We start from the raw sequence: 16,421 nt of genomic DNA, 5'->3' as shown, positions 1-16,421 counted from the left end.
AGTGGCCTCACCGCGCCTTGTCCTTCGCTCGAAGGCGGAACGCCTCGCTGGTCACCACCTGCTTCACCAGATCCGCGATCGTGCCGCCGCCCCAGCGCGCGGCGATCTCCTTGATCCTGGTCCTGTCCCCGGCGCTCGGGCGCCGGCGCAGGGCATAGCTGAAGAGCTGCTCGGAGGGGCAGGTCCCCGACCGGGCGGCCTCGACGAGCGCCGGCACGAGGCCGGAGATGTCCTCGAACGCCGCGCCCTCGTACACCCCCGTCGCGTCGATCGGGTCGCCGTTCGGGTACTGGGTCCGGTAGGCGCCGATCGGGTCGAAGTTCTCCAGGCTCAGCCCGATCGGGTCGAGCACGTCGTGGCAGCCCGCGCAGTCGGGCGACGCGCGGTGCTTCTCGAGCTCCTTGCGCACGTTGGTGACGCCGCCCGCCTCCCCGTCCGCGGCGCCGAGCTCCGGGATATCCACGTTGGCGGGCGGCACCATGGGCGCGCAGAAGAGCTGCTCCAGGATCGTCTTCGCGCGGGACGTGGGAGAGGTCCGGTCGGCGCGGGACGACAGCGTCAGGAACGCTGGGATCGTGAGGAACCCCTCGCGCACGCCCTCGGGGTCGTTGGCATAGAGCGGCTCGATCAGCCGGCTCTCCGGGTGGGGCGCCGTGAGGAACTCGGACCACGGCCGCCCGCCGGTCGTGAAGCTGGCGAAGTAGTCGTTGACCTGGTCGAGCATCGCGCCCTTCATCTCATCGTTCCAGCTCGGGAACTGGGTCGTGTCGGCGTTGTGGCTGGGGAGCGTGCGCGTGCCGAGCCACTGGCCGTAGAAGTTCTGGAAGAAGGCGGCGCTCTTCGGGTCGGCCAGCATGCGGTCCACCTGCTGCTCGAGCTCGTCCTCGGTGGCCAGCAGATCGTCCTCCGCCGCGTCGAAGAGATCCTCGTCCGGGAGCGAGCTCCAGAGCAGGTACGAGAGGCGCGACGCGACCTCGTAACCATTGAGGGCGCCCGGCGATCTCGCCGAGTCGGGGCCCAGCTCGATCCGGAGGAGGAAATGCGGCGACGTGAGCACGGTCCGGACGACGTGCTGCACCGCCTCGACGGGGGACATCTCGAGGGCGGTCCGCGCGTCGTCGTACTGCGCCGCGTACCGGTCGACCTCCGCCGCGTCGAGCGGGCGCCGGAACGCGCGCAGCCCGAAGCGCTCGATGATCTCGCGCGCGCACCCGTCGTCCGCGCCCTCTGCCGGGTCGCACACGAGGATCTTGGCGCGCTGCGCCTCGTCCGAGAACGCGTCTTCGGCGAGCGTCCTGGCGGCGTCGTAATACCCCTGCACCAGGACCTGCGAGAGGTTCGAGAGCGCGCTCACGTTCGCGTCGAAGCCCTTCGCGCCGAAGGCCGGGAAGCCGTCTGCGGGCCTCAGGTTCGTCCCCAGGAGGTGGGCGACGGTGGAGTTGTACTCCGACGCTGTCATGTGGTGCAGAGGCATCCCGTCTATGGCGATGGCGGCGTCCTGCTCCGGAGTCTGCTCCGGAGAGCTATCGTCCCCGAGGGTGCCAGTGCACGAGATGCTCAGGAGGCATCCCCCGGCAGCGATCCAGGGACTCTTGAACACTCGGTCCAGTGTGAATATCATTGTCGGCTCCCGCGTGTGAAATCGGCAGGTCTCGTCTTGTGACCGGAGCCCGCGATTTTCGTGATCAAATCGACCGGGTCCGGGCATGGCCGTGAAGATCGCGGTAGGTCGTATGAATCCAGGGTTGGCGGCGAGCGGCGTCGGGCGAGCGCCTGCTCGCCAGCCCCCGGCTCATCCATGGCGGCCTCCTCGGATCCTGGCGTGGTGGCGCTGCACCGCGTCGGAGAACGCCTGTCGAGCGGCCCTCAGCCGCGCATACACGGTGTTGATGTTCACCCCGATCCCCTGCGCGATCTCCGACGCCGGAAGTTCTTCCAGCTCGGCGAGGAGCAGCACCACGCGCTTCTCCTCGTCGAGCGACGCCAGGAGGTCGTGCACCACGCGCGCGGCCTCCGCCCTCTTCATGGCCTCGTAGGGGCTGAGGTCGCTCGGCCCCGCGAGCTGCTCGGGATCCACGATCTCTCCTGTCCCGCGGTGGGCCGGGCTCTGGCGGCGCTGCGACCTCCGGTGCGCCTGCACGACGTTGACCACGATCCCGAAAACCCACGTCTTCAGCGACGAGCGGCCCCGGAACTCCGGTAGCCGCCGGTGCACGACGGCGAACACCTCCTGACACACGTCCTCGTGCGCGGAGGCGTCCACGACGAGGCGGCGCACGGTCCGAAAGACCAAGGGAAAGAGCTCCTCGTACACCTCGGCGAAGTCGAGCGGCGCGGCCTGCGCGCCGGCCGCGGGGACGGCGCGCACCGCGTCGGCGGGCGGGGGCGTCGACGGAGCGACCGCCGCGCGGGCCGTCACGGGCTGCACCTCGCCGCTGGTAGCATCGGAGCTCGCCAAGATACCCTACCCCACGCGAGGGCCGGCCAGCCACAAGCATGCAAGCGCGCCGCGATGAGATCGACGCGGCGGCCGTCGCATGCGGCGAAGGCGGCGTCGAGGTACGCGAACGGATCGGTCTTTGGGTCGCCGCCGTAGAAGTCCATTCTATGCGAGTCTCCCGGATGCCAAAAACCTATCCATGCACGGAAGGGTGCCGCCTTCCCCTTGCGGGGCTCGCTCGTCCGAATCTACTGCTCCGAGCTCGCCCTTCGAGAGGAGTTGCGATCCGCAAGGAACATCTCCCCCCGTTCCTGGCTCGACCTCTCGAGAGTGCGGCATGGATGGCCCTCTCAGACGACCCGGATTTCAACATGACAGCGCCGCGCGTGAGGGGCGGCGAGAGGGAGACATCTCTGACAAAGCGATGTTATGTCAACACATGAACCGCAGCTGTGATCGCTGCTGTACAAAGGTTGCTACTGGCCAGGACTGCGATTCCAGCCGCGGGCAATTTGATTGAGCTGACCGTTACTCGCATCCGCGACGACCGAGCGAATCGATGCCGACGTCGATCGGACATCAAGGTCTCGGCGCGCGTGGCGACCCCTCCAGCGGGGGAGCGAAAGGATACCCGCTGGCGCAGATTGTGAACGCTCACACGGGCAGTGTCAACTCCTATCGGAGGGACCGCGGGTATCCTCGAGCGCGACGGAGGGCACGGCTGGCGGGGCTCCTCCGGAGCGCCGGTCCGAGGGGCGAGGCTCGGCGTGCATTGCTATCGAAACGAGGCAGCCAGGCTGGACATGCTCGAGACCATCCGCGAGAAGGGGTGGGAGATCCCGGCCCGTACAGCGGTCCCGCCGTGGACGGCGACACCCTCTTCGCGGGGAGGCGATCTCCTGGGCTCACGCGCAGGACGGGAGGCGCGGGCCGCAATACACTCGGCGCGGAGCCATGCGCGCCCTCGTCCTGAGAGCCCCGAAGAGCCCGCTCGTGCTGGAGGATCGGCCCGCTCCGCGGCCTGGGCCCGGCGAGGTGCTGCTCCGCGTGCGCGCCTGCGCCGTGTGCCGCACCGATCTGCACGTGGTCGACGGTGAACTGCCGGACCCCAGGCTGCCGCTCGTGCCCGGGCACCAGATCGTGGGCGAGGTCCTCGAGGAGGTGCCCGCGCCCGGAAACGGGCCGCGGTTCGCGAGGGGCGCGCGCGTTGGCGTGCCCTGGCTCGGCTGGACCTGCGGCGTGTGCGCGTATTGCCGCGCAGGACGGGAAAACCTCTGCGATCGGGCGCGCTTTACCGGATACCAGATCGACGGCGGGTATGCGGAGCTCGCGGTCGCGGACGCGCGCTTCTGCTTCCCGATCCCCGACGGCTTCCCGGACCTCTCGGCCGCGCCGCTGCTCTGCGCCGGGCTCATCGGGTACAGGACGCTGCGTCTGGCGGGGGACGCGGAGCGGATTGGCATCTACGGGTTCGGCGCCGCCGCCCACCTCGTGGCGCAGGTCGCCCGCTTCGAGGGCCGGCGCGTCTTCGGGTTCGTCCGGCCGGGAGACGACGCTGCGCGCGCGTTCGCGCTGTCGATGGGGGCCGAGTGGGCGGGCGCTTCCTTCGACGCGCCCCCCGAGGAGCTCGACGCGGCGCTGATCTTCGCCCCGGCCGGCGAGCTGGTGCCGGCCGCGCTGCGCGCCGTACGCAAGGGCGGCGCCGTGGTCTGCGGGGGAATCCACATGAGCGACATCCCCTCGTTCCCTTATTCGATCCTGTGGGGCGAGCGGGTGCTGCGGTCGGTGGCGAACCTGACGCGCCGCGACGGCGAGGCGTTCCTCGCGCTCGCGCCGCGGGTGCCGGTGCGGACGGAGGTGAACGTCTATCCGCTGGCTGCGGCCAACGAGGCGCTCGACGATCTGCGGAACGGCCGCATGTCCGGGGCAGCGGTGCTCGTGCCGCCGTGAACCAGCGCTCACCGAGCGCCGCGCCGTTCAGGGGCAGGAGGAGTCCCACGCTGTCTGGGACGGCTCGGTGAGCCGTCCGCGATGCGTTGCTCAGGCGCGCCCTGGTGTTCGTTCCAACTTTGCCCGGATACGTGGTTAGTCCAACAAGTCAATTCCATGGAGGTTCATGAGGACATAAGATGATCAAGGGGGGTGTTTATGATGTGTCGAAGCGTGCTAGTTCTGTGTCCTGCCATGGTGACGTCGCTGGCCGCTTGCGTGGGCCCGCCGGAGGGGGAGGACTACGATGTCGACGCCGCGGAGCAGGCGGCTGTCGTCGACAACGCGCTGACGTCGAACGCGCTGACGTCGAACGCGCTGACATCGAACGCGCTGACGTCGAACGCGCTGACATCGAACGCGCTGACGTCGAACGCGCTCACCAGGAGCGCGCTCCGGGATCCGCTCGCGCGCCAGCTGCTCAGGTACGTGGTGAGCTGCGCCCTGCCGAGGGGGGCACACTTCGATATCGATGTCGACGGCGTGGTCTATGGATTCGATGGCGGGATCGGTCTTCACAAGAATTGGGGCGATGCGGGCGGCTCCTGCGACAATGCGTGCAAGGCATGGGTGTCCGCATGCGTACTTTCCAGGGTCAATTACCTCGGGATCCCGACCCCCATCTCGATGCGAGGGAACAGATGCGAGCTGTCCTCCGACTCGGCGGAGCGCACCGCGTACGCGACGCGCGAAGGGGCATACTATGGCAATATCTTCGCCAATCCGCCTCTTTACTTTGCTTGCGTGTCACCCGAGCAGACCTCGATCCAGCGGGTGTGCGGGCCATCGCTGGACGACTGCGTCGTCACGGTCGTCGGAAATTGCGGCGACGCGTGCGACAAGCCGCGCAGCGATGGGAGCTTCGAGAAGTGCCGCGATCACGCGCGAAGCGCGTCCGGTCAGTTCCCGAGCGGCACGATCGCCTACGACGGTTCGGTCACCATCTTCTTGCAGTAGAGGATGCAACGGCGGGCGCTCCCCAGGGGGAGCCCCTTCAGCGGGAACGCGCCGGGCGCGCCGTGATCTCCGTCGATGCTCGCGCCGGCGCACCAGGAGAAAGGGGCGCTCGGCCTCCGAGCGCCCCTTTCGGTCTCATTGCGCCGTGCGATGCAGGAGACGAACCGAGACCAGGTTCGCTGGGATCGGGTTACAGCGCTTGCACCCGATATTGCCGCAGGGGCCCGCCGCATGTTGCCTGGTGCGGACGGTCGCCTTCCGCAGCCGCCTCGCTCGGAGCTTCGCGCGCCGGCTCTTCGTGTTCTGCCCCGCCGCCTTCCATGCTTCGTACTTCGCTCTCTCGGCGGCCTTGCGCGCGCGCTTCGCCGCCCTCCGATGCCGCTTGGCCTCAGACTTCTTCTTCTTACTCATGGGACCACCCAACGCCGCTTCAGGGATCTCGCGGAGTAGGCGGCCGGGGACGGCGCCCGCGGCTCATCTCGACCGGGCGCAGCGTCCCCGAGCACACCCGGATACGGGGTACCGGGCTAGCGCGTGACGATGCCTCCGCGTGACAACGTCACGCGCAGAGGACGAGGGTGTTCTTCATCGAGCTCCTCCAGTCGAGTCGCAGGTCGGTTTGACGACGCCAGAATGAAAGAGGCCGCCTCCGGATCCCCGGGGCGGCCTCTTGAACGCGTCGCGCGCTCCGTCGCCCGTCAGCGGGGCTCGCTCGCGGGATGGGCCGTGAGCGAGGAAGGGGAGGCGGCAACGACGACCATAGCGACGGCGGAAGGGTGCATCGAATCGAGCCGGTCGTCAAGGGTCTTGAGTCGAATCACCACGCCTTCCATCTCCGTTCCGCGCTCCGTTCCGCGCTCCGTTCCGCGTCGCCCTCGCGGAGGACGGGAAACGCCTGCATCGCTCAGCGAAGGCCGGGCAGCGCGCGGAGGCAGACCTCGATGCCGGCGCGGAGGTTGCCGTGTGTGGTGACGCCGGAGAGGTCGACCCCGATGCCACACATGGATTGGGCGACGGCGGGCCCGATGCCGGTGAGGACGCCGCTCGCGCCGAGCAGGCGGATCGCGCGGACGATGCGGACGAGGTGGTCGGCCGTCGCGGCGTCGACGCTCTCGATGCCGGTGACGTCGATGATGGCGAAGCGAGCGCCTGTGCGCACGACCTCGTCGAGGAGCTTGCTGGTGACGTCGGCCGCGCGGGCGTCGTCGAGCGCGCCGATGAGGGGCACGGCGAGCACGCCGTGGGCGACCTGGAGGATGGGCGTGGACAGGGCGCGGATGAGCGCCTGCTGGCGCTGGATGACCGCGAGCTGACCGGCGATGGCGTGCTTCTGCCGCTCGAGCTCGGCGATGGTCGCCGTCATGTGCTCCTCGTGCTCCCGCTGCGCCGTGATGTCCGTTCCAATGGCGAGGATGTGCGCCGTGCCGTCCTGCTCGACGAGAGGCACCTTGACGACGGACATCCACCGCGTCTTGCTGTTCGGGCGCGTGACGGGGTGAACCCTCGAGACCGGCTGCATGCGCGCGAGCACCTCCCGGTCCATCTCGCCGATGACGGAGAGCTCGGCGTGGGAGCGCGGCAGATCGTCAACGGTCTTTCCCACCGCGCCCTCCACCGTGGTGTTGTACAGCTCGGCGTAGCTCTTGCTGACGAGCTTCATCTTGCCGTCCCGATCCTTGACCGTGACGACGATCGGGATGGTGTCGAGCACGAGGCGGATGAACTGCCGCTCGCGCTCGAGGGCGAGCTCTGCCTCCTTGAGCGCGGTGGTGTCGATCCGCAGGCCGACGAAGCTGCCGTCGGGGAGGCGCCCGCTCTTGAGGGTGATCCAGCGGTCCCCGAACCGCCGCACGAAGACGTCCCCGGGGCGGCGATGCTCCGCGAGGCGAGCGGCGACCCACTCCTCTTCGCCGAGGCCGCTGTGGAGGTGGATCCCGTGCCGGCAGCCCTCGCGGACGACATCTTCGAACGTATTGCCCATCTGAATGGCGGCGGCACATTCGGGGTAGAGCGATTTGTACGCCGCGTTGAAGAAGCGGAGCCGCTCCTCGGCATCGTAGATGACGAAGCCGACGTCGAGCGCCTCGACGGCCGCGCGCAGGCGCGCTCCTTGGTCGCACGCCGCCCGCTCGGCCCGGCGTTGCTCGGTCACGTCGCGCAGCGCGAGGAGCACGGCGGCGCACGCGCCCGCAGGGTCGACGAGCGGGCTGAGGCTGCCTTCGGCGAGGACGACGCGCTCGTTCGCGAGGTGGAGCGTGAAGTCGGGCGGCAGGGCGCGCGGGGCGCGATCGCGGAGCACCTGATCGAGCAGCGCGCCGAGGGGCGCATCGGGCCGCAGGATCTCATCGACGGGCCTCCCCCGCGCCGCCGACGCGGGAGTGGAGGAGAGGCGCTCGGCGGCGGGGTTCAGCGCCAGGATCCGACCGCTTTCATCGAGCAAGAGCAGCGGGTCGACGCTGCAGGTGAAGGCGAGCGAGCAGAGATCAGCAGGGGCGTCGCTTGGCATCGGGAGGAGCGTAGATCAAGAGCTCCTCAGGGTGGCGGCCTCGGTGACCCCATGACGCATCCACAGGCAGCGGAGCCGCTGGTCGAGCTCAGCCCGGGCGCGGTTCCGTGAACCGCCGGACAACGGCCGCTGCCGGCGCTGCGCCACCTGGACCACCGCGCGCCGTGGCACACGCGGCAGGCGTCCTGGCATTGCCCGCCCATGCACCCGCACACTGTGTGATTCGTCCCTCTGTTCCTTTCCTCGTCGCCGAGCTCGTCAGGTCACTTGCGCTGTTTTCCTCACCATGAAGGCCATCGGCCAGAGCGGGACGTTGGCCGCGCGTCGGCGCAAGAGCGAGAGCGGATCGAGAGAGCACCGCTCCACGCTCTCGACGAGGATGTGCGTCAACACTCCTGCAGCCACCGCGCCCGCCTCCGCCCCGACCCCCATCGCGGCAGCAAAAATCCTGTCGCCTGACAGCGGCTCGCCTCGAGGCATAGGCGGGTATGCCTATGCCTCGAGCCCGAGGGCTCGGGTACGAAGTCGTTGCATCACCGGGTCCGTCACGCTCCACCAGCTACGTCAAACACCGCATCGGTTCGGCTGCCGCCGGCTGCAACCATCCCGGGCAACGGGAACGAAACGGGAGGTTTCCCCATGGGCGCATCGCCCCCTCACGCGCCGCGCGGCGCCGTCACGCTGTCGCTGTGCTTCCTGATCGCGCTGCTGGAAGGGTTCGACATCCAGGCGGTCGGCGTGGCCGCCCCCCTGCTGATCCCCGCCCTGGGCCTGACGCCAGGGCAGGCGGGCGTCGTGTTCGGGGCCGGTATGGCCGGGCTGGTCTGCGGCGCGCTGGCCGGCGGCTGGATGGCCGACCGCATGGGCCGGAAGCCGCTGCTGATGCTGGCCGTCGGCGTTTTCGGCCTGTTCACGCTGGCCACCGTGGTGGCGGGAGGGCCCGTGTCGCTGGGCCTCTACCGGCTCCTGGCCGGGACAGGGCTGGGGGCGGCGATGCCCACCCTGGTGGCCGTCGCCCTGGAGATCGCCCCGCCCGACCGGCGGACCCGCACCACCACGTTGATGTTCAGCGGCATGCCGGCCGGAGGCGCGCTGGCGGCGCTGTTCGCGGCCGGCTTTCTGGCGCGGTTCGGCTGGCAGAGCATCTTCCTGGCCGGCGGCGTGCTGCCGCTGCTGCTGCTGCCGGTCATGGCGCGGCTGATGCCCGACAGCCGCACCGCAGCGGCCAGCGGCGCCCAGCCGCCGGGCGGGGGACAGGCGCTGTTCGGCGATGGCCGGCTGCTGGTCACGCTGCTGGCCTGGTTCACCTTCGGCCTGACGCTGCTGGTGCTGTATCTGCTGCTGAACTGGCTGCCGTCGCTGGTCGCCGCCAAGGGCCTGGGCGGAGTCGGGGGTGCTGGCGCCGCCTTCGCCTTCAATGTCGGCAGCGTCATCGGCTGCTGGGTCATCGGCATGCTGGTGGATCGGCTCGGGCCGCGCCTTCCCATCATCGCGGCCTATCCCGCCCTGGCCCTGTCGCTGTTCGGCCTGGCGGGGGCCGACAGCCTGCCGCCGGTGCTGGTGCTGGCCGGCCTGGCCGGCTTCTTCTTGCTGGGCGCGCAATATTCGCTCTATGGCGTCATCCCGCTCTATTACCCGGCGCGGGCGCGTGGGCTGGCCACCGGCGCCTCCATCGCCGCCGGCCGGCTGGGTTCCATCGGCGGGCCGCTGGTGGCGGGCCACCTGCTGGGGCAGGGCTGGGGTCCCGCGGGCGTGGCCATGGCCATGGTGCCAGTGGTCCTGTCGGCCGGGGTTGCGGCGGCGGTGATGACCATTCGTGGACGTTATGCCGGTGAATGAGGAAAGGGCGGAGGCGATCCGCGCCCGGCCGCGCGCCGGGCGCCATCCGGGCGGCGGGGCCTTCGGCCCGCGCGGTCCCGAGGGGCGCCGCCCGCTGGATCGTTCGAGAGGACTGGCTGCTGCTGGCGCTGGCGGTGCTGTTCGTCGCGCGCTTCGCCCGCTTGGCGGCGGCTTCAACGAGGTGCGGCGTCGAGCCGCATGTCTGCGGGAGGACTCATGCAGGTAATCGTCGCGGGCGCCGGGATCGGCGGCCTGGCCGCGGCTCTGGCGTTACACGCCTCGGGCCATGAGGTGACGGTGTTCGAGGCCGTGCCCACCATCCTGCCGCTCGGGGTCGGCATCAACCTCCTGCCCCACGCCGCCGAGGTGCTGGATGAGCTGGGCCTGGTCGAGGCCTTGATGGCTCATGGGGTGGCGACCCGGGAGCTTGTGTATTTCAACCGCTTCGGCCAGCGCATCTGGGGCGAGCCGCGCGGCCGCTTCGCGGGTCACGCCGCGCCGCAGATCTCCCTGCACCGCGGCGCCCTGCAAGGCGTGCTGTTCGACGCCGCCGTCGAGCGGCTGGGTGCCGACCGGGTGATCTGCGACCGGCGCCTCCTGGCCCACGAAGAGGGCGAGGGCCGCATCGTGGCGCGCTTCCTCAACCGCGAGGGCGTGGCCTGGACGGTTCCAGCCGATCTCCTGATCTGCGCCGACGGCATCCATTCGGCGGCGCGCGCCGGCCTCTATCCGGACGAGGGGCCGCCGGTCTATGGCGGCCGCATCCTGTGGCGGGCGACCAGCCTGGCGATGCCCTTCCTCACCGGCGCCAGCATGATCATGGCCGGGCATCAGGACCAGAAGTTCGTCGCTTATCCCATCTCCCCACCGGGGCCGGACGGCCGCCAGACGATCAACTGGATCGCCGAGCTCGCCATCGCCGAGAGCCTGCGACGGGAGGACTGGAACCGGCGGGGCGAGCCCGCCGACTTCCTGCCCAGGTTCGAGGCCTGGCGCTTCGACTGGCTCGATGTGCCCGGCCTGATCCGGAACGCCGAGGCGATCTACGAGTTCCCGCTGGTCGACCGCGATCCGCTGCCTCGCTGGAGCCATGGGCGCATGACGCTGCTGGGGGACGCCGCCCATCCGATGTATCCGATCGGCTCCAACGGGGCGAGCCAGGCCATCCTGGACGCCCGCGCCCTGGTCCGCGCGCTCGCCGCCCATGCCGATCCCGTGGAAGCGCTGGCCGCTTACGAGGCCGAGCGCCTTCCCGCCACCGCCGCCATCGTCGCGGCCAATCGCGGCAACGGTCCGGAGCAGTGCATGCAGATCACCCAGGACCGCGCGCCCGACGGATTCGACCGTATCGAGGACGTCTTCGCCCCGGGCGAGCTGGAGGCCATCGCCGCCCGCTACAAGGTGCTGACCGGCCTGAAGCGCGCCTCGGAGCCCCGCGCGTGAGCCCTCCCCTCATCCCTCTGATGACGCTCGAGGTGGCGGTGGACCCGCCGGTCACCGTCAATCCGAGCTCGCCCGGCCGGCGCTTCATCCCGATTGTCGGCGGCACGGTGGCTGGCGGCCTCGAGGGGCGGGTGCTGCCGGGCGGCGACTGGCAGACGATCTGGGCCGACGGGCGGATGGACATCTCCGCCCACTACATCCTCGACATCGCCGGCCATGGGACGGTGGAGATCCTCTCCGAAGGCGTCCGCGCCGGGCCGCCGGAGGTGCTGGCGGCGCTCGGGCGCGGCGAGGCCGTGGACCCCGGGCTCTACTACTTCCGCACCGCCATCCGTATGCGCACCTCGGCGCCGGGGCTCCTGCGGCTGAACGCCGTGCTGGCCCTGTCCGTGGGCGAGCGGCTGGCCGACCGGGTGCGGCTCACGGTGTACGAGATCGGCTAGGGGGCGCGAGCGCGGCTGAGATCTTCAAGGCCTCGGATGGCCTGACACGGAGAACGCATGAGCACACAGACGAGAGCGGCGAGACGCCGGGGCGATGTCGGCGCAGGGTTCTTGGCCGTCATCCTCGGCATCACTTCCTTCCATCGCTCGGCACGGGCACAACCGCCGCCCGAGGCGCCGCCGGCGCCCACGGGCGAGGCTCCGCCGAATGCGGCCCCCGCTGCAGACGCGAGCGCGGCGCCAGCGCCGCCTGCGGAAGCCCCCGCCGGCGCGCCGGCGCCGCAGAGCGCTGCCGGGCCTGGTCCAGCTTCGACGGCACCGCCGGCGGAGAAGGAGCCATGGAAGAAGCCGGTCAGCGTCGCGGCCTGGGTCCGCGTCGGAGGTCGCTTACAGAACCCCGGCGCGCGCGAGAAGATGGACCGGCTGCTCGGGGACGGAGAGCTGGATCTGTCGTTTTCAGGCGAGATCAACCGATTCATCGGCCTGCAGGGCGCGATCGTCGCTCAGTTCGGGCCGACCCCGACCGGGGGCAACATCACGGGCAGCGCGACCATCCGTGACGCCATCGCCAAGTTCCAGTTTCATGATCTGCTGAACGTCTGGATCGGTCGAATGATCGTGCCGTCGGATCGCTCCGCCTTCTCCGGGCCGTGGTCGATGGGGCCGTGGAACTATCCCGGATTCTTCGAGCCTTATGCGCCGCCGATCGGGCCGAGACAGGGGCCTTTCGGGCGCAACGATGGGGTGACCACCTGGGGCAAGGCGGCGGGCGGCCTGTTCAAGTATTATGTGGGGGCTTTCAACCTGCATGACTCTTCGGTGAGCCCGCTTTACACGGCGAGGCTCAACTTGAGCTTGCTCGACCCGGAGCCAGCCTATTACCAGAAGGCCACGTACCTCGGGGAGAAGAGCATCCTCGCGCTCGGCGTGGCGGGTGAGGTGCAGAAGGAAGGTTCTGTCGAATCGCTGCCGCCCCCTGCGCCGGGCGAGCCCGCAGGCATCCCACGCAAGGACACCTACGGCGAGGTCAACGCCGACCTCCTGTTCGAGAAGAACCTCGGCGCGGCGGGCACCATCACGCTCGAGGGCGCATTCTACAAGTACTTCGGCGACTTCGAGAGGTTCGATTATTCCTATTTTGCGCTCGCGAGCTACCTCACGCCGAGCAACGTCGGCGTCGGGAAATTGCAGCCTCTGGTCCGGCTGCAACAAGCGAAGCCGAAGAACGCCGACTCCTATCTGCTCATCGATGCCCAGATGGGCTACATCATCGAGGGGCACGCCGCGCGTGTCGCGCTCGGCTATCAAAGAAGCGATCTGTCGGGGGCGAAAGGGAACGCCCTGTTTCTCGGCGTCCAGCTGCAAAAGTGATCCTCAAGACGATGGGGTTTCGCGCCCACGATCCGCGGCATAGGCGCGTATGCCTATGCCGCGAGCCAGTGGGATCGGGTACGAAATCATCGCAATCACCTCCATGGAGCTCGCACGCGCATGAAGCTCGCCTCTCTCCGCGGCCCCGGCCGCGATGGCACGCTCGTCGTCGTCCGCCGCGACGGCCTCGCCTACGCGCCCGCCGGCGCCGCCCTCCCCACGCTCCAGGCCGCGCTGGACGACTGGGAGCGCGCCGAGCCCGCGCTCCGCCGCATCGCCGACGATATCGAGCGGGGCGACGCGGCGGTGATCCCGCTCGCCGTGGAAGATCTCGCGGCGCCGCTGCCCCGCGCGTACGAGTGGGTCGACGGCTCGGCGTACATCCACCACATCGTGCTGGTGCGCAAGGCGCGCGGCGCCGAGCCTCCCGAGACGCTGACGACCGATCCGCTTGTGTACCAGGGCGGCTCCGGCGTCCTCCTCGGCCCGACCGACGACATCGTCCTGCACGACGAGGCCTGGGGCCTCGATTTCGAGGCCGAGGTCTGCGCCGTCCTCGGCGACACCCCGCAGGGCACGCGCCGCGAAGAGGCCCACCGGCACATCCGCCTCTTCCTGCTGGCCAACGACGTGACGCTGCGCAACCTCGTGCCCGCCGAGCTCGCGAAGGGCTTCGGGTTCTTCTGCTCCAAGCCCGCCACCGCGTTCTCGCCGTTCGCGATCACGCCCGACGAGCTCGGGGACGCGCTCCGCGACGGGCGCGTCCACCTGCGGCTGCGCTCGACCTACAACGGCGCGCTCATCGGTGATCCCGAGGCCGGCCCGGAGATGCATTTCTCGTTCTTCGAGCTCATCGAGCACATCGCCCGGACCCGCGGCTTCATGGCGGGGACGCTCCTCGGCAGCGGCACCGTCTCGAACCGGGATCCGGCGCGCGGCGTGTCGTGCCTGGCCGAGAAGCGCATGCTCGAGATCCTCGCGCGCGGCGCGGCCACGACGCCTTTCATGAAGCCAGGAGACACGATCATGATCGAGATGCTGAATCGCGCGGGAGAGAGCCTGTTCGGGCGCATCGCGCAGCGGGTGGTACCCGGATGAGCGCCAAGGTGGAGTCGATCGGCATCAAGCGCGTGGAGGCGCTGCACTACTACGTGCGCGACCTGGAGCGGAGCCGCAGGTTCTACACGGAGAAGCTCGATTTCCAGGAGATCGCCGCGAGCTCGCCGGAGCTCACCGCGGCGGCGGCGCAGCAGTCGGTCGTCTTCCAGGCCGGCGAGTGCGTCGTCGTCTGCTCGCAGCCGATCGGCGAGGGGGGGCGGGCGTGGCGCTACCTGCGCAAGCACCCCGACGGGGTGGGCACGGTCATCTTCGAGGTGGAGGACATCGACCGCGCCTTCCGGCTGCTCGACGGCCGCGGGGGCACGCCGATCGACGAGATCCACCGGGCGACGGACGAGGGCGGCACCTTCGCCTCGTTCTCGATCACGACGCCGTTCGGCGACACCACCTTTCGCTTCGTGGAGCGGCGCGGATACCGGGCGCTGTTCCCCGGCTGCGTGGCCTACGACGCGCCGCGCGGCGGCGAGAACCGCTTCGGGATCGCCCGGTTCGATCACATCACCTCGAACTTCCAGACGATGGCGCCCGCCCTGCTCTGGATGGAGCACGTGCTCGGGCTCGAGCCGTTCTGGCAGATCGCGTTCCACACGAACGACGTCGCGAAGGACACGGACCACGGCTCGGGCCTGCGCTCGGCCGTGATGTGGGACCCGGCCTCGGGCGTGAAGTTCGCGAACAACGAGCCTTACCGGCCGCACTTCAAGAGCTCGCAGATCAACGTCTTCAACGAGGAGCACCGCGGCGACGGGGTGCAGCACGTGGCGCTCGCCGTGGAGGACATCCTCGCCGCGGTGCGCGCGATGCGCGGCCGGGGCGTGGAGTTCATGCCGACCCCGGCCGCCTATTACGACATGCTGCCCGAGCGCCTGCAGCGGCTCGGCATCGGGCAGATCGACGAGGACGCGGCGGCGCTGCGCGAGCTCGAGGTGCTCGTCGACGGCGACGGCGCGAGGTCGTACCTCCTCCAGATCTTCCTCAAGGAGTCGTCGGGTACGCACCGCGATCCCGACGCCGGGCCGTTCTTCTTCGAGCTCATCCAGCGCAAGGGGGATCGCGGCTTCGGCGCCGGCAATTTCCGGGCGCTGTTCGAGAGCATCGAGCGGCAGCAGAAGGCAGGGGGGAGCGGCTGATGCTCGATCGCGTCGTCGCCGGGATCGTGCCGCCCAAGCACCACATCGCCCTGCGCAGCGAGGCGGGGGATCTCCGCTACGAGGAGTGCCTGACGCGGGCGGGCTTCGACGGCCCCTACACGATCGCCTACCACGAGCGCCGGCCGCACGAGCACCGGGTCGCGGAGGCCGCGCACGGCTTCACGCTGCCGGTCGCCGCGCCGGCGCGCCCGCTGGCGAAGCGGCACTACCGGTCGCAGGATCTGCCGCGGCGGGGCGGGCCCGCCGTCGACTGCCGCGTGCCGCTGCTCTTCAACGACGACGTGGTGATCGGGCTCGTCCAGCCGGACGCGGCCGATCCGGTGTACTTCGCGAACGCGGACGCCGACGAGCTGTTCTTCATCTTCCACGGGGGCGGCGTCCTGCGCACGATGCTCGGCGATCTCCGCTTCGAGCAGGACGATTACGTCGTCATCCCGAAGGGGCTCTTCTACCGCTTCCTCCCGGACGCCGCGCCCCAGCGGTGGCTCTCGATCGAGGCCGCGGACATCCACCTCCCGCGCAAGTGGCGCAACGAGGTCGGCCAGCTGCGGATGGACGCGCCGTACTCGCACCGCGATTTCCGGCGGCCCACGTTCGTCGGCCCCCTCGACGAGGGCATCCGCGCGCTCGTCGTGAAGCGCGGCGGCGCCTTCCACGGCTTCGCCCTCGAGCGCTCGCCGCTCGACGTCGTCGGCTGGGACGGGGCGGTGTACCCGTTCGCGTTCCCGATCCAGCGCTTCCAGGCGCGCGTCGGGCTCGTGCACCTGCCTCCGGACTGGCACGGGACATTCGCCGCGCGGGGCGCCCTCGTCTGCAGCTTCGTGCCGCGCCCGACCGACTTCCACCCGGAGGCGATCCCCTGCCCGTACCCCCACGCGTCGGTCGATTGCGACGAGTTCCTGTTCTATTGCCGCGGCAACTTCACCTCGCGCCGCGGCGTCGGCCCCGGCAGCATCTCGCACCATCCGGCCGGCGTCCCGCACGGGCCGCACCCGGGCGCGTACGAGGCGAGCCTCGGGGCGCGCGAGACGAGCGAGCTCGCGGTCATGCTCGACACGATCCGCCCGCTCTCGGCCACCGCGGCCGCGCTCGCGGTGGAGGACCCGGGCTACCAGGACAGCTTCATCGCGGGCCCCTAGCCGGGTCAGGCGCTCGGCCGACGA

Annotated in this window: 12 protein-coding genes; 9 read left to right on the top strand and 3 right to left on the bottom strand. The window is 70.1% G+C overall.

The features are described from left to right. Window positions 1-7: 7 nt before the first annotated feature. Both WME82_RS26775 and WME82_RS26770 read right to left on the bottom strand, forming a co-directional pair. Entirely contained in the window at window positions 8-1,459 is a 1,452-nt protein-coding gene (locus tag WME82_RS26775) for a DUF1592 domain-containing protein (protein WP_438037613.1), read from the bottom strand. A 333-nt stretch (window positions 1,460-1,792) separates the two neighbouring features. Continuing rightward, on the bottom strand, window positions 1,793-2,458 hold the full coding sequence (locus tag WME82_RS26770; RefSeq protein ID WP_438037612.1) for an RNA polymerase sigma factor: 666 nt from the start codon (window positions 2,456-2,458) through the stop codon (window positions 1,793-1,795). Window positions 2,459-3,394: 936 nt separating this feature from the next. Between WME82_RS26770 and WME82_RS26765 the strand changes: the two genes are divergently transcribed. Continuing rightward, entirely contained in the window at window positions 3,395-4,390 is a 996-nt protein-coding gene (locus WME82_RS26765; RefSeq protein WP_438037611.1) for a zinc-dependent alcohol dehydrogenase family protein, read from the top strand. Between the two features lie 213 nt (window positions 4,391-4,603). After that, window positions 4,604-5,386: a hypothetical protein gene (locus tag WME82_RS26760; RefSeq protein ID WP_438037610.1), complete on the top strand. Its 783-nt coding sequence runs from the start codon at window positions 4,604-4,606 to the stop codon at window positions 5,384-5,386. Window positions 5,387-6,290: 904 nt separating this feature from the next. Here the strand turns inward: WME82_RS26760 and WME82_RS26755 are convergent. Beyond that, entirely contained in the window at window positions 6,291-7,892 is a 1,602-nt protein-coding gene (locus WME82_RS26755; RefSeq protein WP_438037609.1) for a PAS domain-containing protein, read from the bottom strand. A gap of 639 nt (window positions 7,893-8,531) precedes the next feature. Between WME82_RS26755 and WME82_RS26750 the strand changes: the two genes are divergently transcribed. The 7 genes from WME82_RS26750 to WME82_RS26720 all read left to right on the top strand — a co-directional run bounded on the left by WME82_RS26750 (window position 8,532) and on the right by WME82_RS26720 (window position 16,397). Beyond that, window positions 8,532-9,731, top strand: coding sequence for an MFS transporter (locus WME82_RS26750; protein WP_437739313.1), 1,200 nt, complete (start codon window positions 8,532-8,534; stop codon window positions 9,729-9,731). Between the two features lie 216 nt (window positions 9,732-9,947). Further along, a complete protein-coding gene (locus WME82_RS26745) occupies window positions 9,948-11,174 on the top strand; it encodes a flavin-dependent oxidoreductase (protein WP_438037608.1) in 1,227 nt (408 codons plus the stop codon). Next, window positions 11,171-11,617, top strand: coding sequence for a DUF3237 family protein (locus WME82_RS26740; protein WP_437849822.1), 447 nt, complete (start codon window positions 11,171-11,173; stop codon window positions 11,615-11,617). The genes WME82_RS26745 and WME82_RS26740 overlap by 4 nt, the downstream gene beginning before the upstream one ends. Window positions 11,618-12,031: 414 nt before the next feature. After that, window positions 12,032-12,988 carry a hypothetical protein gene (locus WME82_RS26735; protein ID WP_438037607.1) on the top strand — a complete coding sequence of 319 codons (957 nt, stop codon included), beginning with the start codon at window positions 12,032-12,034 and terminating at the stop codon, window positions 12,986-12,988. A gap of 120 nt (window positions 12,989-13,108) precedes the next feature. Continuing rightward, on the top strand, window positions 13,109-14,086 hold the full coding sequence (locus WME82_RS26730) for a fumarylacetoacetate hydrolase family protein (protein ID WP_438037606.1): 978 nt from the start codon (window positions 13,109-13,111) through the stop codon (window positions 14,084-14,086). Next, on the top strand, window positions 14,083-15,237 hold the full coding sequence (locus WME82_RS26725) for a 4-hydroxyphenylpyruvate dioxygenase family protein (RefSeq protein WP_438037605.1): 1,155 nt from the start codon (window positions 14,083-14,085) through the stop codon (window positions 15,235-15,237). The genes WME82_RS26730 and WME82_RS26725 overlap by 4 nt, the downstream gene beginning before the upstream one ends. Beyond that, a complete protein-coding gene (locus WME82_RS26720; RefSeq protein WP_437740362.1) occupies window positions 15,237-16,397 on the top strand; it encodes a homogentisate 1,2-dioxygenase in 1,161 nt (386 codons plus the stop codon). Before WME82_RS26725 ends, WME82_RS26720 begins: the two co-directional genes overlap by 1 nt. The last annotated feature ends 24 nt before the right edge of the window (window positions 16,398-16,421 follow it).

Source organism: Sorangium sp. So ce128, assembly GCF_051525245.1.
In the GTDB taxonomy this organism is placed as follows: Bacteria; Myxococcota_A; Polyangia; order Polyangiales; family Polyangiaceae; genus Sorangium; species Sorangium cellulosum_B.
This window is presented reverse-complemented; position numbering and strand designations above follow the sequence as displayed.